General features: G+C 60.8%; 9 protein-coding genes. 6 read left to right on the forward strand and 3 right to left on the reverse strand.

From position 1 onward, the window contains the following. Positions 1-10: 10 nt before the first annotated feature. From L1K66_RS05075 to L1K66_RS05100, 6 genes are all read left to right on the forward strand, one after another. Positions 11-4,654, forward strand: a complete 4,644-nt coding sequence (locus L1K66_RS05075) for a hypothetical protein (RefSeq protein ID WP_252259898.1) — start codon at positions 11-13, stop codon at positions 4,652-4,654. Between the two features lie 143 nt (positions 4,655-4,797). Then, positions 4,798-5,673 carry an SH3 domain-containing protein gene (locus L1K66_RS05080; RefSeq protein ID WP_252259899.1) on the forward strand — a complete coding sequence of 292 codons (876 nt, stop codon included), beginning with the start codon at positions 4,798-4,800 and terminating at the stop codon, positions 5,671-5,673. A 144-nt stretch (positions 5,674-5,817) separates the two neighbouring features. Next, complete coding sequence (locus L1K66_RS05085; RefSeq protein ID WP_252260594.1) at positions 5,818-6,510, forward strand: response regulator transcription factor; 693 nt, start codon at positions 5,818-5,820, stop codon at positions 6,508-6,510. Between the two features lie 35 nt (positions 6,511-6,545). Continuing rightward, a complete protein-coding gene (locus tag L1K66_RS05090; RefSeq protein ID WP_252259900.1) occupies positions 6,546-7,838 on the forward strand; it encodes a sensor histidine kinase in 1,293 nt (430 codons plus the stop codon). A gap of 64 nt (positions 7,839-7,902) precedes the next feature. Then, on the forward strand, positions 7,903-8,514 hold the full coding sequence (locus L1K66_RS05095) for a hypothetical protein (protein WP_252259901.1): 612 nt from the start codon (positions 7,903-7,905) through the stop codon (positions 8,512-8,514). Next, positions 8,486-11,248 carry a CHAT domain-containing protein gene (locus L1K66_RS05100; RefSeq protein WP_252259902.1) on the forward strand — a complete coding sequence of 921 codons (2,763 nt, stop codon included), beginning with the start codon at positions 8,486-8,488 and terminating at the stop codon, positions 11,246-11,248. Before L1K66_RS05095 ends, L1K66_RS05100 begins: the two co-directional genes overlap by 29 nt. Before the next feature lie 25 nt (positions 11,249-11,273). Here the strand turns inward: L1K66_RS05100 and L1K66_RS05105 are convergent, their stop codons facing one another. Genes L1K66_RS05105 through L1K66_RS05115 form a run of 3 tightly spaced genes read right to left on the reverse strand, consistent with a single transcriptional unit; the run spans position 11,274 to position 16,824 of the window. Then, complete coding sequence (locus tag L1K66_RS05105) at positions 11,274-13,313, reverse strand: hypothetical protein (protein WP_252259903.1); 2,040 nt, start codon at positions 13,311-13,313, stop codon at positions 11,274-11,276. After that, on the reverse strand, positions 13,310-14,440 hold the full coding sequence (locus L1K66_RS05110) for a VWA domain-containing protein (protein WP_252259904.1): 1,131 nt from the start codon (positions 14,438-14,440) through the stop codon (positions 13,310-13,312). Before L1K66_RS05110 ends, L1K66_RS05105 begins: the two co-directional genes overlap by 4 nt. Next, complete coding sequence (locus L1K66_RS05115; RefSeq protein ID WP_252259905.1) at positions 14,437-16,824, reverse strand: DUF5682 family protein; 2,388 nt, start codon at positions 16,822-16,824, stop codon at positions 14,437-14,439. Before L1K66_RS05115 ends, L1K66_RS05110 begins: the two co-directional genes overlap by 4 nt. Between the last annotated feature and the right edge of the window lie 2 nt (positions 16,825-16,826).

Genomic DNA, 16,826 nt, shown 5'->3' on the forward strand with positions numbered 1-16,826 from the left:
AGGTTTTGTCATGACTGCCATCTCGAAGACTTCTTCGCGCGCCGCGCGCCTGCTCTTGATCGGTTGCTCAAGCCTTGCGCTGAGCGTTCCCTCGCTAGCGAATGAGGTGATTTTCAGTTCCAGCCCGACACCGGTGCAATTGGGCCAGCGCACCAGCCAGAGCAGCGGCGTGACACAGATTGCGCTGACAGGCGGAGGGACGGTCTCGATCGTCGATGCGGCCGAGTACACGATCAACCCCGACGGCTCGATCGATCTCTATAGTGGTTCGATTACGGTCTCCGGCTGCGACAGCTGTGATATCGTGGTGCGGATGCCTGAAGGGCTTGAAGCTCAGGTCGCCGGTGAAGGTTCTTCTGCGAGCTTTAGCGTTGCCGCCAATGGTGAAGCCACCGGTCATACGCTGGGCGGAGAAGTTCGTGTTGGCCAGGCTGGGCGCGGGATGCGCAAGTTCCGCGAAGGCATGATGTGGAGCGCGGAGCCGGGCCGCGCTCCGCGGCGTTCCGTTGCCAATGCCGCAGTGGCTCAACCTGAGCCCGGCAAGCCCGCGGATCCTGAACCGCCGCAGGTGGCAGCCATCGGAGGTGATGCTGGCCCGGTTGCGGCGGCGCTTAACGGAATACCGGTGACGCTGGGTGACGGCCTTGCAGCAGCGGGCGCTTCGAGCGACATCATCGAAGCAGGGCGCCGGGTGGAGGCCGCTGCCGCCAACCCTTCAATCGAGACTTTCCCAAGCGGCGACTTCGCTTTGCTGATTGCTGCCGCAGCACAGCTCGAAGGGGCGTACGGCGGACGCCCGTTCAATGCGGCGCAGGCCGATGTCATCCGGACGTATCTGCGGTTTCTGGCAAGCGGGGGAGCGCAGGCCGATTTTCTTGCTGCGTACAGCGGCTTCGTCCTCGATTATCTCGACCTGATCCGTGCTGGCGGTGTGCCAAGCGGATTTGCGAGCGGCGTTGCCAGTGCCGCTGATATCGACGCCTATTTCGCCTTTATCGGGCGTACCGGTGCGATTGCGGATCTGGCCGCGCGTGATCGCGCACTGGCCGATGCTTACCTCGCCTTTATCGCCAGCGGCGGCAATCGTGATCTGTTCGCGGCTTCCTTCACTGACCTGACGGCGGCGTATTTCGCGTTCCTGCGCGCCGGCGGTGTGCCAACCGATTTTACCGGGGCGAGTCAGGCAGCGCTGGCCCAATCCATCGCCTTCCTGCGTCAGAGCGGGCTTGACCAGCAGCTTAGCGCGGCCGACCGGGCATTGATCACTGCTTTCCTTGAAAATGGCGGGATCGCCTTTGCTTCGCAGTTCCAGACTGCGCTTGATGCCTATTTTGACTATCTCGCCAGCGGGCGTCTGCCGAGCGACTATGACGCGCTCGATCAGGCGACCCTGCGTGCCTATCTCGAAACGCTGGCGAACACCGGCCTGCTCGATGCGGTTCTGGCCGATCAGGCGGCGTTCTATTCCGAATATCTCGCCTTTCTGCGCGCGGGCGGTGATGTCGATGCCTTTGCCGGACTGCCCGCGAACATTTTCGCCGGATATGCCGTGCAGCTTGATGCGTATTTTGCCTTCCTTGCAGCGGGCAATCTGCCCTCGCAATTCACCGCTGCCGATATTGCGCAGCTGCAGTCCTTCATTCTGCAATTGCAGGCTGCCGGTGCGCTCGACCGGTTCCTTGGGGCCAATCAGGCAGCGTTCTTCGCCAGCTTCGGCCAGTTCGTCGCCGATGGTGGCGCGTTCGACAATTTTGCCGGGCTGAACGCCAATATCTTTGCCGGATATGCTCTGGACCTTCAGGCCTATTTCGAATTCCTGTCGAACGGCGGCATTCCTTCGGGCTACACTGTCCTCTCGCAGGAAACGATCGCGGCATACATCGCGGCGCTTGAAGCGGCCGGGGCGACCGACCGCTTCCTGCTCGACCTGACCGACTTTTATCAGGCCTATTTCCAGTTCGTGCTGGGTGGCGGCAATCCGGACAATTTCGCTGGTTTGCCCGTTCCGCCGGACTTCCCGGCCTTTGCCGAAGCGCTCAATGCCTATGCCGCGTTCCTCGCCGCAAACGGCCTGCCGTCAGATTATTCCGACGAGGATATCGCAAGGCTGCAGGAGTTCTTTGCCGCGGTATTGCAATCGGGACAGGTCAACAGCCTGCTCGGCGCGAATGGCGATCTGCTGACGGCCTATTTCGCATTTCTCGAAGCAGGTGGACAGATTGACGCGTTTGCCGGTCTGCCGATTTACCTTGATTACGTCGCGGCGTTGAACGCCTACGCGGCCTTCCTTTCGGGTGGTGGCTTGCCCAGCGATTATGCTGCGCTCGATCTGTCGATCCTGCGGGCGTATCTGGATGCACTGGCCGCGCTGCCCGGCGGGTTGGCCGGGTTCGATGCTCTTGCCGACAACGCCGCCTTGGTCTCCGCCTATTTCGCTTTTGTCAGTGCTGGCGGCGATATCGACGGGTTCACCGGCCTGCCGATCTATGCCGACTACATCGCGGCATTGAACGCATACTTCGAATTCCTCGCCAATGGGGGATTGCCGAGCGAGTACACTGCGCTCGATCTTGCCATCCTCGAAGCCTACCTGGCAGCGCTCGCCGCGCTTCAGGGCGGGTTGGCCGGGTTTGCCGATCTCAACAACTTCTTCCTCGATTATTACGAATTCCTGCTTGGCGGCGGCGATCCAGACCAGTTCGCCGGATTGCCGGGCAACGGCGGTGGCGGCAATGGCGGGAACCCTGATGTTCCCCCGCAGCTTGCGGGATATTCGGGAGGCTTTGACGCGGTTGAGCCGCTGATCGGCTTTGTTCTCGGAGGTGGCTTCAACGGTGGGCTGCTCAGCGGCGGAGAAGGACTTGGCTTCAAAGCTGGGAACCTTGTGCTGGACGAGAATGGCGGACTGCAATCCTATGTTCGCTTGCCTTCGACGGGAGGAACGCGGACCAAGGGCTCTACCGAGGTGGTGGATATATTTGGCAATGCCGATGCCTTGATCGGGCGGTGGACTAACGGGACCATTTCCATCCCCAACACTTTCACCTTCAACGAGAATCAGGGGCTCCACTACGTCCTCACCCGCCCGGTGCAGCCCGACTTTGCATTGCCCGCGAATGGCCGGATCGACTATTATCAGATCGCCGCAACCCGTCCGACCATAGCCGACGGCTCGGTTGCGCCCGGTGTCTTTGACGCGCAAATGGCGATCCTGCTGGGGACAGAGGCAAAGCTTGCGCTCGAAGGCACAATCACCATGCCGACCGGGGCTGATCCGTATGTGTTCAGCTTTTCGACTGCGGGGGGGATCGAAGATCCGTCACAATCGACCAACATCATCGGTTTTACGACCCTTGGCACCTTCAGCGCATTTGTTGCCGCAACCGATAATGGCGGCACTTGCAGCAGCATCGACACCTGCGGCCTCAGCCTGACTGCGGGCTTTGCCGGTGACGTCAACACCGTAGGCCTGACCTACCGGGCTGTCCGCGAGGGTTTCGGGCAAAATCTTGCTGGCGCAGCGATCTTCAAGTCGGGGCCAGAGCGGACGTTCAACGGCAACGCGCCTGACGTCACTCTTGCCAACCAGTCGATTGCCTTTGCCAACAAGCTAATCGGTGATGATGTCCACACTCTCAGCAGTGTCACCTACAACAGCGATGGAATCCCGATCGGCTATGTCGCCAATATTGACCCGAACGAGGCACTGACCAGCGGGGACATGACGCTTGCGGATACTGGGACTGCGGGCAACGGCACACTGGCGTGGACGCGCTGGACGGACGGGACTCCAGGCGGATTCTGGTACAACGTTCCGCTCGAGTCAGTCGGTCCGAATGGTGGCTACCATGTGATTGCAGGGGCTCCTTTGACAAACCTGCCGACCGAAGGTGCGGTGTTCTATGATCTGATCGGCTTCACGATGCCGACACGGCATGACGAAAGCACCTCAACAGGGTCGGTCGCTGGCCGGGCTGCGGTGGTATTCGGCAGCAATCCCGTGGTCGCACTGGATCTCGAGATCACCAGTGGAGCGGACGTGTTCGATCTGTTCACCACTGGTCGCCTGACCGATCCAACCCAAAGTACGCTGGCGATCAACCCTGTAGATGGGATGTTCCACACACTTGGTCGCGTCGGAAACTTCAACGGCAGCACCAATGCGGTGTTTGTGGAAACGACCTCCAGCTTCTGCGCATCGACCTGCTCAGGCTTTGTGGAGGGCTTCCTGGCCGGTGACGGAGCCAGCCACATGGGCCTGTCCTATTCGATCCGGGGCAACCGGATCCCCAATACCTTCATCGATGGCACGGCAGCTTTCGCTGCTAATGTCACGGCTACGCAGGGCGCCGGAAACTCCGGATCGACTTCGGCAAGTGGCGGACAAACGCTGGCAGGAATCACTCCTTCGATTGCTCCCATTGCTGGTGCTGACTGGAGCCGCTGGATGGGCGGACCAGGTGCAGGCCCGCAAGGAATCGGCAACTCTAGTGCGAACATCACCTTCGACCCGGTCGCCGAGCTGCGTCAAACCGTTGCCGGAACGGATGATCGTCCAGCAACTGCAGCTCAGCGTGATTGGGCTATCGATCAGGCAGAACGAATCATGGGCGGCATGATCACATTTGGCAGAGGAACCCCGGTCGAGCGGTGAGCCACTGGGCCTGGCGGCCTTAACTTGCCGCCAGAACGCATTTCTAACAGGCTTTGTCATCTCCATGACAATAGGTGTATATGGTAAAGACCCGTATGCAGGGTCAATCTCTGGGTCGTTGTCACGCACTGGGGAGTATACTGATGAACAAGATGATTTCCGCCACCGCTGCCGCCGCGATGGTGGCAGCGGTCACCATGCCTGCGCCTGCCATGGCCGATGATGAAGTCGCACTGGCCAAATGCGAAGAAAGCCTCGGCACCATCGCCGTCGTCGATGGCGACACTCAAGGCTGGTCGGAATTCGGCCTTGGATCGCCGCGCGAACTGGTCAATTCGCTCGCCATCGAGTTCGGCTGCTTCACCCCGCAAAGCGCAGCCAATGGCGTTCCGGCGGATTTCCTCATGAACGTCATTGCCGGCAAGAGCGAGGAAGTTGACCAGTCGATCGAAGTCGCCAAGTCTGCCGCGATGGAAGGGCTTGTGCGTTCGGGCGCTGCATCATCGCTGCTGCGCGGGGTTCCGGGAGCGGGCGCCGTACTCGGCATGTTTGGCGGCCTAGGCGGGCGGCGTAATCGCGTTGCTGCGGGGATCAAGCTGCTTAGCCCGGCGACGGGCCTAACTGTCGTGACGGGCAAGGGTGAAGTCCGACCCAGCTCGCTGAGCTTCAACGGCGGCAACGCCTGGTCCGCGGGTGCCAACGCCAGCGGCTATGCTGGAAACCGCAACGGCAAGATGCTTGTCGAAGCCTTCGTTCTTGCTTTCAACGAAGTGGTGGCGCAGCAAGCCACGATTGCTTCGGTGCCGCGTGCGTCGAGCGCTGCTGCCAACGGACCTGAACTTGCAACCGTCGCGGTCGCGACTTCGATGCTGGCGATGCCAACGGATGATGCCGAAGTCGTCCGTGGCCTGAGGGAAGGTACCACGCTGACGCCGACCGGTCGCCGCGAAGGGCTGTTCATCGAAGTTGAAGACAATTTCGGAACCAAGGGCTGGGTTTCGGTTGAAGCCTTGAATTGATCCGTAATGCCGGGATGGATGCAGAGCCAATGATTGCTCTGCATCCATCCGGTCTCATCATCTGCTTGCAGCGGGAGCGGAGCAATGGCAGCTTTCCGGTCAGTTCACCCGCCGGGTGATCGCGGTCACGGTCAGGACGGGGGAATGACGAAGCAACCGCTGCGAATTCTCTATGTCGAGGATGACGCTCGCTCGGCTGCGGCAGTCAGCGATATCGCCCGCCAGAACGGGGACGTTCTCGTCTGGGAAGAAAGTGGCAGCGCAGCCTTGTTGCGCGCCGGGATGGAAGCCTTCGACGTCATTATCCTCGATCGGATGCTGGGCGATATCGACGGGCTTACGATCACCCGTCGACTGCGAGAAAGCGGCATTGGCACGCCGATCCTGATCCTTTCCGCGCTTGGCCGTGGCAGTGATCGTGCGGATGGGCTCGATACCGGAGCCGACGACTACCTGGCCAAACCGTTCGAACCCGAAGAACTGATGGCTCGTCTGCGCGCCTTGCACAGGCGCTCAATCGGCCGCGAACATAGCACCGTCATTATCTATGGCGCTTTCGAATGTCATTTGAAGGCAAGGACCGCGTTCCGCGACAACAAGCATCTGGCGCTTAGCCCCAAGGAGTTCGAACTGTTCCGCTACTTTATGGAGAATGCGGGAGAAACCGTCACCCGCGAGATGCTGCTGCGCGACGTCTGGAACATTGATTTTGACCCGCAGACCAATGTCGTGGATGTCAACATCGGGCGGCTGCGCCGTAAGCTTGAAGAAGGGTTCGACGCCCCGGCGTTGGAGACGATCTGGGGTTCAGGTTACCGTATCCTCGAGGGGAGGTAACCATCGAGGCCCGTCGCTCGATATTTTCGCGCCTCGTGCTGGCCGCAATCGGTCTGTCGCTGGCGTTGGTCCTCGCTCTGTGGTTCGTGACGCACCAGACAGTGCTTTCGACGCTGAACGAAGGCGCCCAGAACGAGATCGATGTCGATATCGCCGGTCTGGTTGATATTTACGCCAGCAATGGTCTTGAGGAATTGCAAAGCCGCATCGCGGACCGCGTAGCCTTGACTCCATCTGACGGCAACACGCCGCATTACCTGCTCGCTGACAATGCCGGTAAACCGATCGCCGGTGATATTGCGGCATGGCCTGAACTGGATCCGAAGGTTTCGGAAACCGGCATAATCAAGATTGGAGCGAGTTCCGAAGGATTTGCCCGCGCAGTGCAACTCGGCCCCGACCTCAAGCTTGTTGTGGCCCGGCGTATCGACGGCAACCGCAACGTCTTGCGCAGCGTTGCGCTGGCCTTTGCAATCGGTGGCACGGTGTTCGTTCTGCTGGTGGCCCTATTGGGGCGGATTGCTGCGCTGAACCTTCAACGGCGCATTGGCCAGATCAATCTGGCTTTTCGCGATCCAGCGCGCGAGCGGGACTTTGCGACCAAGGAAAATGGCGACGAAATCGACGAGTTGACCGCGCACAGTGCCGCCGCCCTGCAGCGACAACGCGATTTGATGGAAGCCTACAAGGAAACCTCGGAACAACTCGCGCATGAAATGCGCACCCCGCTTTCGCATCTCGACAACCGTCTTTTGAAGGCGCTCAAGGAGGGCCCTGCTCCTGCGGTTGCTGAACGACTTGCCGAAGCCCGCGCCGAAATAAGGCGATTGGTTCAGACGCTTGAATCCTTGCTCGACATTGCAGCCAGCAAGACGCGCCGGGGCGATCGGTCCGGGCTCGAAAGGGTCGATATGAGTGCGATGATCCACCGCATCTGCGATCTCTATTCAGGCAGCGCTGAGGAAACCGGACATGAACTTGTCTGGCACCTTGAACCGGGGGTCATGATTGAAGGCGAGGAACGTCAGCTCAGCCGGCTGGTGACGAATATTCTCGACAATGCGCTCAAATACGTGCCGCCGGGCGGTCGTATCGAAGTTACACTGACGCATGGGCCCGAACTGGTGATCGCCGATGACGGTCCGGGCATCGCGCCTTCCGACCGAACGCGGGTCTTTGATCGCTTCTATCGGGGAAGGGCAAGCATGGGTGACGTCAACGGCAGCGGTCTTGGGCTCGCATTGGCGCGGGCGATTGCCGAACGACACGGGATGGTGCTGGAACTCGACGATACCGAAAAGGGGTCAAGTTTCAGGCTACGACGGTGACGAGGCAGGCACGTCGCGAATGTACAATATTGGCAAATCAGAGCGAAGTAGAAGGGATGCGGTCATGAAAAAGCCTTTGCGTAACACCCCCTTGACTGACGCGGCCATAATGCTTGCCGCGAGCCTGACTGTGCTTGGCTGTTCGAACGCGGCGATCTCGCCGGTCCAAGCATCATCAGCGCAAACCGAAATCTCTGCGCCGCGCGCCAGTCGTATTGCGCAAGCCTTGGCCGAAGCGGAAGAGGCGCACGAGACAGGGCGCAACGAAAGCCTTGTGATGCTGGTCAACAGCCTTCGTGCCAGCGGCCTTTCACCCCGCGATGAGGGCGGTGTGGACATGCTCGACACCTGGTCGCGCGCCGCCGGAATCGAAGCAAGCCCTTTCCGCGGTCGTCTTCTTGGCCCTGCTTATGTCAGGGGCGAATTGGCTCCCGGCGAGGTCTGGCGCAGTGCCCAGACTTTCAAGTCAGGGGTACCCAGTACGCTCGCGGTCTCGCATCGCGGAGCCGGGCCGGTGCGGATCAAGGTAAGCGACCAAAGCTCGCGACCTGTGTGCAGTCCGGCCTCCTCACGCGAACCACAATGCCGGTTTACACCGCTCTACACCCAGCGTTACGAGATCGAACTGGTGAATGAAGGGGCGGGGCGTGCGGTTTATTTTCTGGTCTTCGATTAAGGCAGCAATCGCAGGATTTGCGCTGCTTTCCGCCGTGCCTTCGGCGGCGCAATACTTCGATATCTATGGCGAGGCGAACCGGAACCTCCCTGCGGCACAGGCAGCCTACGATGCCATGCCCGCCAACGCTTCCGCACATTTGCGGGCCGAACTCGTATCCGACTTGATCATGGGGTTGATCGGCAAGGCCAAGTTCAAGGAAGCCTATGAGCTTTATCTCGCCAATGCCGATCTCGATCTGCATCCGGATGCAGTCGCCGGGGCTGTGGGACATGGGCTGGTCGCCTTCGTAACAGACGAAGCTTTGCAGGCAGATTATCTGGCTCGGTTGCAGGGCGTGGTCGAAAGCGAAAGTTGCGCGCCATGCTATGCCCGGACTTTCGCGGCGCACCACATCGCCCGCTATATCTACGTAAAGCAGGACGATCTTCCCACTTCGGTGGAGTGGCACAAACGTGCGCTTGACCTTTCTCGGATCGATCTGGCGGCGAATGATCCGGCACGGGTGCAGTTTGCCTATCAATACGCCAGCTATCTCCGCAATCTCGATCTCGAAGCCGCCGTCGGCGCGGTGCGCGAAACCGAGGCGTTGGCGTTCGAAGTCCTCCCTCGCGACGATCATATTGGCTGGCTTTACGTGTTCCTCAACAATGCCCTGATCGCTCTCGACAAGGGACGAACTGCCGAAGCGGCAGATTTGTTTGGGCGCATCGCGGATATCAGCGCAAAGGAATGGGGGCCGGACAGCCCACAGCTCTTGCCGATCTACCAGAACACGGCGGTCCTGCTTTCACGGTTGGGGCGGACTGATCAGGCGGTCGAGGTAGCGCTGATGGCGGAAGCCAACGAAGGCTATTCCGATGATGGCGAACTGGGATACCAGCGCGCCCTTGTTGCTCGCCTGATGTACGAGGATGCGCGCGTCGACGAGGCCATTGATTATTACAATCGCGCATTGGTTTTGCTTGAGCGACAGCAGGACAACCTTGTCGACATGGCGAGGGCGCGGCTTGACCTTGCTGACGCATTGGGGGTGACGGGCGATCATGAGCAGGCTCTCGCGCTCACTGATCTGGCGCTTTCGACCTATCGCGAGATGTTCGAGCCAACCAATCCGCAGCGTCGCGGGCGCGAGACGCAAGCGGCCCTGATCCTCGCCCGAGCTGGTGAAACGCGGCGCGCGGCCGAGACGCTGGCGCCGGTGCTGGATTACAATGAGGGCGTCTTGCTCGATCTATATGCCAAAGATCAGGATCGGCTGGCGATCGCATCCGATGGGAATTCGCTGTTTGCCACATCGGTGGCGGTTTCATTGCTTGCCGGAGACGCCGAGCGCGCATGGCGCAGCGCGCAGCTGGCGACAATCAGTGATCTCGCGCTCAGCGCCTCGGCGCTTGCCTATCCGGGCGATCCCGATGGATTCAGCGCAGCGCTGGAGAAGGTGCGGCAAGCGCGCGATGGCGAGGAGGCTGCGCGCACCCGCTTCGCCGGGGGAGAAGGCAGTGCTGCCGAACTGGCCAATGCGCGCATCGCGCGTGAAGCGGCGGAGGCTGAGCTTGAAGCCGGTTATCCGGACTTTGCCGACTATCTCCGCCCGCGTCCTCTGACGATCGCGGAAGCCAGCGGCCTGCTTGCCGATGACGAAGCCTATATCGTTCCGATGGTCTATCCCGACCGGGTGGTGACCTTGGCTTTGACCCGCGAAGGGCTTGTCTGGGGTCAGGCAATTACGGCGCTTCACGAAGCGCGGCAGCTTATCGATCGCTTGCGCACTTCGCTTGATGCAGGGCTGGGTGGTCAGCAGACCTTTGACGCAGAGGCCGCGCACCGGCTGTACCGTCTCATCTTCAGCGCCGAAATCACCGATGTTGTCGCGGGCAAGGAAAGGCTGGTTTTTCCGGCTAGCGGCCCACTTTCAGCCATCCCGCCATCTGTCCTCGTAACCAGCTTGCCGCAAGCAGGTGCTGCACCCGAATACCTAATTGAGGATCATGCGATCTCGATCAATGCGGGCCTTGGTCAGCGTGCGCCAAACCGGGCACGTGCCCCGCGCCGTTTTGCGGGCATTGGCGCGCCCAGTCTGTCGCCGGCGCCCGGAGATCGCTTCGGCCTGCGCGGCGCGATTGTCGATGCCGAGGATATCAGCGCGCTCCCGAGCCTGCCCGGCGCACAGGAGGAGCTTGCAGCTTTGGGTGCGGCATTCCCCGATGACGAACCCTTGATCCTGACGGGCGACGCAGCAACCGAAGCCGCCGTTCGCGCCGCACCCCTCGATCAATATCGAGTGCTGGCCTTTGCCACGCACGGACTGGTTAGCGGCCAGATATCGGGGCTTTCCGAACCCGCGCTGGTGATGACGCCACAGGCGGGGGCAAACGGCGCCGAAAACGATGGGTTGCTGACTGCCAGCGAAATCGCGCGTCTTTCACTGGCAGCGGATTGGATCATCCTTTCGGCCTGCAACACTGCGGCAGGCGAAGGGCGTGGTGCAGCCACCTATAGCGGCCTTGCAAGAGCGTTCCAGCTCGCGGGCGCGCGTTCCCTGCTCTTGTCGCACTGGCCGGTAAGGGATGATGCTGCAACTCGGCTTAGCGTAGCGACCGTTACCGCGACCGGACAAGGCATTTCGCGGGCCGAGGCATTGCGTCGTGCACAGCTCGCGATGATCGCTGATCCCGAAATCCCCGGCGGGGCATCGCCTTCGATCTGGGGACCGTTCATCTTGATCGAATGATCTATTCCCGTATCGGGTCAACAACTCAAGCCAGAAGAGGCACCGAAATCCGCTGTTGGCGCGCGATCAACAACGCATAGGCTGCGGCGAGATGGGTTGCGCCATCGGTTGCCGAAGATAACATCTCTGCCATCGAGCCAAGCCCGTAGTCATTTAGCCTTCTGGCATGGGCATCGCGCTTGTCATCAAGCATCCGTGCAAGCTGCGGCCCCGCTTCCAGTCGATCCAGCACCAGTCGCCATGCGTCCATGATTGCCGACGTGCTGCGATCAGGCTGCGCATATGTGAAGGCGCGGCCGGGATCGGGGACTAGCCGCTGGAGCCATCCCATCAGGTTTGCTCCGCTCTTTTGCGGGTTGCCCCAGACGAAAGTGGGACGGATCAGAGCAAGGTCGGTCGCCTTGCGTCCGTCGAACAGGGTAACGGGCGAAAGTTCGATGCTCGAACCGGTCTGGAATGCCTTGACGAGCATCATTCCGCTCCACCGGCCTGCCAACCGCTTCTCTACTTCCTTGATCGCGTGTTCGGACCGTTCGTCATGATCGATCGTAAGGGCGATCCAGCGCCCTGCGCCATCGCGTACCGGCCAGAGCAGCTTTTGCGCCAGCTCGTCGAATTGCGGCCGCGCGACTTCGGCCGGTGCGATGAGAGCGATCTGTGGCAAGCCATTGCCTGCAACGCCCAGTCCGAACCTCTTTACGAGGTCGTCGCGCAGCACTGCCCAGTCTGATTGAACATAGTCGGCATTGCGCTCAATTTCTGCGGACTTGTCGATGATTTCTGCCCGCACATCCTTGCCCGATGCCAGCCTGCCTCCGTCGGCAATGCCCGCATTGTGGAGCACGATGTGGGCATGGCACAACATCTCCATGGTACCCGATTGCCAGAGCGCGTGCTGTCTGAATGCCTCACGCGGATTGAAGGAGGGGTCCTGTCCGGCACCGCGCGCCATGGCCACCGAATAAAATTCGCCTGTCGCCGGTTCGACGAAATGCGCAGTTATGCCTCGTGAACCGGAGGCCGAGTGCCATAGATCCGCACCGCAGCCGATCAGTTCCATCCTCTCAGGCTCCGCGTAATTGCGGCGCAATTCTCCGGCCAACCGCAGATGCTGGGCGAGGGTAAGGCCCTCGCGCTCAACCGCATGGGTAATGGCGTAGGCAATCGCGCAAAGCTCAAGCATCTCGCTGGCGTCAAATTCATAAGACTTGTGGCGGCGCAATCGCATCTGTGCGGCGATCGTCCGCAGCAATGTGGCCAGTCGTGGCATGGCATCGGCGCGCGACGATACCGAAAGCTCGAACAACCTCTCTTCAATCGGTAGTGGAGCGATATTGAAGCCAAGCTGCGCGCAATCGGCCAGCGCGGTTCGCACTTGTTCCAGGAATGCTGCATCGGGGCGGGCAGGCCCTTGGCTGACTGGGCTGGCCGAACTGGCCCGCCCCTCGTCTTCGTCGATAGTGAAGCTGAGCCCCAGATGTCGTCTTGCTGCCAACAGCGCAGCGACATGGTATGCCTTGCGCCTCGCCTTGCTCGCTCTTGAAGCGATGCCCTCCATCCCCTGGCCGCGTAGAACCAGAACGGGCTCATCAAGCGATGCGAAGGTCACGGCGAAGCTAGTTGGCCCCGGTTCGACGGCTCCTGCTTCCTCAAGCAATTCGAGGCCCGCTCGCCATCCCGGCCGTCCGGCGTATTTTCGCGCTAGGTCGAGTGTGATGTCCTCCAACCACTGCTCAGGCGGAACCTCGTCTTCTTCCGCGTTGTCTCCTCCGGTTGCATCTTGTCCTGCGGCTAGCGTGCGCAAAGCGATTACTGATGCGAGCTTGTGGCGGCACACTCCAGCTGCGGGACAATTGCAGGAGGCCATTGCCGGGCCAGTGGGGCCGATTTCTACGGTCTGGCCATCGACATTAAGCTCTGCCTTGTCTCCATCGACACGTACCAGTGTGGCCTTTCCGCTATCGACATCACGCTGTGCACGCCGCAGCAGGCCGGTATTGGCGATGGTAGCCAATGCGGCATCGTCAAAGGCTGAAATCGCCTTCGCTAGTGCCTCGCTGATCATGTCATTATCCTACCAAGCCATTCAGCGAACCGATCCGGCGTCAGTGCAGCGACTTCCATCCCCGCCCCAGCAAGACGCTGCGCGGTTGCATGATCATAGACTGCGGATCCGTCATCATCGAGCGCGGCAAGCCCCAGCAACCGCACCCGCGCCGCCGACATCCGGCGCACGGTCGCCACCAGCCGACTGACCGATCCTCCTTCCATGAAATCGCTCAGCAGCACCAATATCGTCCGGGTGGGTTGAGTGATCAGCGTTTCACAATGCGCTACGGCCCCGCCGATATCCGTGCCTCCACCCAGCTGTACCGACATGAGTACGGACACCGGATCATGCGCCTCGCTCGAAAGATCGACAACCGACGTGTCGAAGACAATCAGCTTGAGATTTACCGATGGCAGCCCTGTCAGGATCGCCGCCATCACTGCAGCATAAATGGTGGATGACAGCATCGATCCTGATTGATCGACGCAAAGGATGATAGTCCAGGGAAGACGTCTTTGCGTACGGCCGAAGAACCGCAGCCGCTCGGCGATGATCTGTTCGCGCTTTGGGTCGTAATTCTTCAGGTTTTCTCTGATCGTCCCGCGCCAGTCGAAATTGCGCATGGATTTGAGCTGGCTTCGACGGAACCTGTCAGTCTTGCCCGACAAGGCGGCCATCACCTGATGGCGGATCTTCTCCATGACTTCGTCAACGACCTTGCGTGCAACTTCGCGGATCTTTGCCATTGCGGCTTCGTCGGCGGTGCCTTTGTACGTGATCAGCGCCTTGAGCAGATCAGCATTGGGCTCAAGCTGGTCGAGAACATCGGGGTCTTTCAGCAATTCGGTCATGCCGAGTTGGTCGATGGCGTGGGCCTGCACAGTTTCCAGCACGCTTTGCGGAAAGAGTTCGCGCAATTCGCCAAGCCACCCCAGCGTCGTCAGCTGGCTGGGATCAAGCGTGCCCGCACCGCCGCGCTTGCCGCGCCGCATCCCGCGCTTTTCCATCTCGCGAGCGTAGAGGTAATCCAGCGCACGGTCGGCCCGCTGGTCAGCGCCGCTCATTCCGCCATTGCCCAGCTCACGTTCCGAATAGCGCCCCAGGGCGAGCCGCCAGCGCCGTTGGCGATCCGTCAGGGTCATAGCAAGCCTTCCGCTGCGAGCTTCTGGGCCATCGCCTCATCAAGCCTCATATTCGCCATGGCTTCGGCCTCGCTGATCGGCACCTGCGCTTGCAGCCGGTCTTCGGAAATCCCCAACCTTTGCGCCACCATAGAGGAAAGGCGGTCTATGTCCCTTGGATCAAGTGGCATCAGGGCTAGGCGCAAGTGCGGTACGAGTGTGATGAATTCCTCGTCATCAACATCGGCAATCACGGTGTCGAGAGCTTCGATCACTTCGGGCATGGTCCACAGCAATTCACGGGCGATCGCAATGATGCCGCCAAGGAATGCGAGCCGATCTGCAGGCTTGACGTAGGCTCCCGCCAATTCGCCGAGCAACCTGTCCGACAACGCTTCACCACCAGCGCGTCCATCCAGAAGCGCAAAGGCGGTGATGGCCCCGTCGATCTGCGGTGCGAGCCTGGCCTGTTCGAGCCGGGATAGAGCATCTTCAAACGCGTCAAGTTCAAGTCGGAGGCCGGCCGATCGTGCAACTTCGATCGTGCCGCGCAGATCAGCAAGCGCCCTGACCTGAGGCTGTGCCTGATCCGCGGGTATCGCAGCAAGCTCTGGCAACAACAGCAGCGCGCGTCGCCATGTTGTCGCGACAAGGTGATCGATTGGGCTCGTGTCGGTGATGCCGAGAACTTCAGCCCCTCGCCGCAGCAGGACTGCATCGTCCAGCGCCGCAATGACAGATGGAAGTTGCGGGTCCTCAATCACTTCTGCTTCGACCAGATCGAGGATCGCAACAGCGCCTTTCTCCCCGATCCCTGCGCGACATGCGGTGGCGAACAGCTCGATCGCGGCGAGGGCATTGCGACCTCGGCCCTGCGCTTCAAGCCCCGCGACCTGTTCCGCGATGGTCGTGGCCACTGCCTCAGCCAAAGTATCGCCCTTATGAGAGATTTCGATCAGGCGTGCCTCAACCATTGGTGACCAGCTAACCGACCAGATCTCGAACAGTCGATCAAGACCAACATCATTCCGGAAATCGGGACCGGCTGTGCGCTCTGCAAAGCCGGCGCCGAGCAATTGCAGGCCATGGCAGAACCGGCTGGCCTCGCGATGGGCAGGCTTGCGATAAATGTCGAGGTTTCGCTGGCGGATCTCGCCATCGTCGATTGCGAACCGCAGCCGCCGCGCTTCATTGCGTACCGCTTCGACCAAAGGTGGTGAACCGGCGGACGCAGGGACGTCACCGATCGCGGTGCCGGTCAGCCATGCGTGCAGTTCGTTCAGAACAGGAGCACCGTGGCGGGGCACTTCGTCCTTTATGAAGGTTGAGCGGACGGCATCGATTATGTCGTCGCGGAAGGGCAGGCTGCGGCCGCGCAATTCGGCCAGCCGCTGCGCCTGCTCGACAGCAGCAAGGATCAAGGGGAAAGAGGGCGCCCGTCGGTCCTTGCGCAAGTGCGCGGCAAACCCGCCGATCAGATCATGCGCCCAGATGCGCGGATCGAGCGACGCGGGGTTGGCCTTGTGCCATTCCCACCATTTTTCATAGAAACCGGGCAGTGGCAGGCCTGCCGAATATCCTTGCAAGGCATCAAGCTGGCGGTTGCCGTAACGCACCAGATAGCCTGAAGCCTGCGTCGCCGATGGCCCGGTGATCTTGTCTCCCGCCAGTTTTGCATCCATCAGGGCAGGCGCGTGAAACCCGCCGACCACTGCGACAATCGGTCCTTCGACGGTCTTGCGAACTTCGGCGATGATGGCGCGCATCTGCGCCTCGCGTTCCAATGTGCCGTCAGCCTCTATCGAGCCTGCGGGAGCGGCGGCGCGAATGCAGGCACAATACCGACCGACTTCACCAAAAAAGCCACGCCAATCCGGCTCGGCAATGCGGCTTTCAAAGAGTTGGTCCCACACCTCGTTCCCGTCGCGGCACGACATTTCCCGCGCCAGCGCGGTCACGAAATCGCCAATGTCGAACGCGCTTTCGTCACCCATGATGGCGGGTGGGGGAGCATCTGCTGCATCGCCCATCATCGCGCGCGAATGCGAGGGAAGGTCGATGAATCGGGTAACTATTCCGGCGCTGACGCCATGCCGTAATGCGATGAATTCAGGGCTGTGAGCGCAGAACGGGTAATAGCTGGTGGCGCGCCTTGATGTTTCTCCCTTTTCGATGGATCGCACAGCCACGATTGCCACCGGGGCGCGTGTCCTCTCGTCATTCAATAGCGGGATGTGCTGATCGAAATCGCAGGGGCCCTCCACCAGGATCGCCGCCGGCCTTACCTCCTCAAGCAGCCGTTCGAGCTGCGCGGAGCATGCCGGACTGTGATGGCGGATCGGCACGACATAGAGATCGCGTTCCGAAACATGCAGTTGCGGTGGTGCCGGATCGGGGATGCTCACGG

Source organism: Erythrobacter aurantius, from assembly GCF_023823125.1.
In the GTDB taxonomy this organism is placed as follows: Bacteria; Pseudomonadota; Alphaproteobacteria; order Sphingomonadales; family Sphingomonadaceae; genus Erythrobacter; species Erythrobacter aurantius.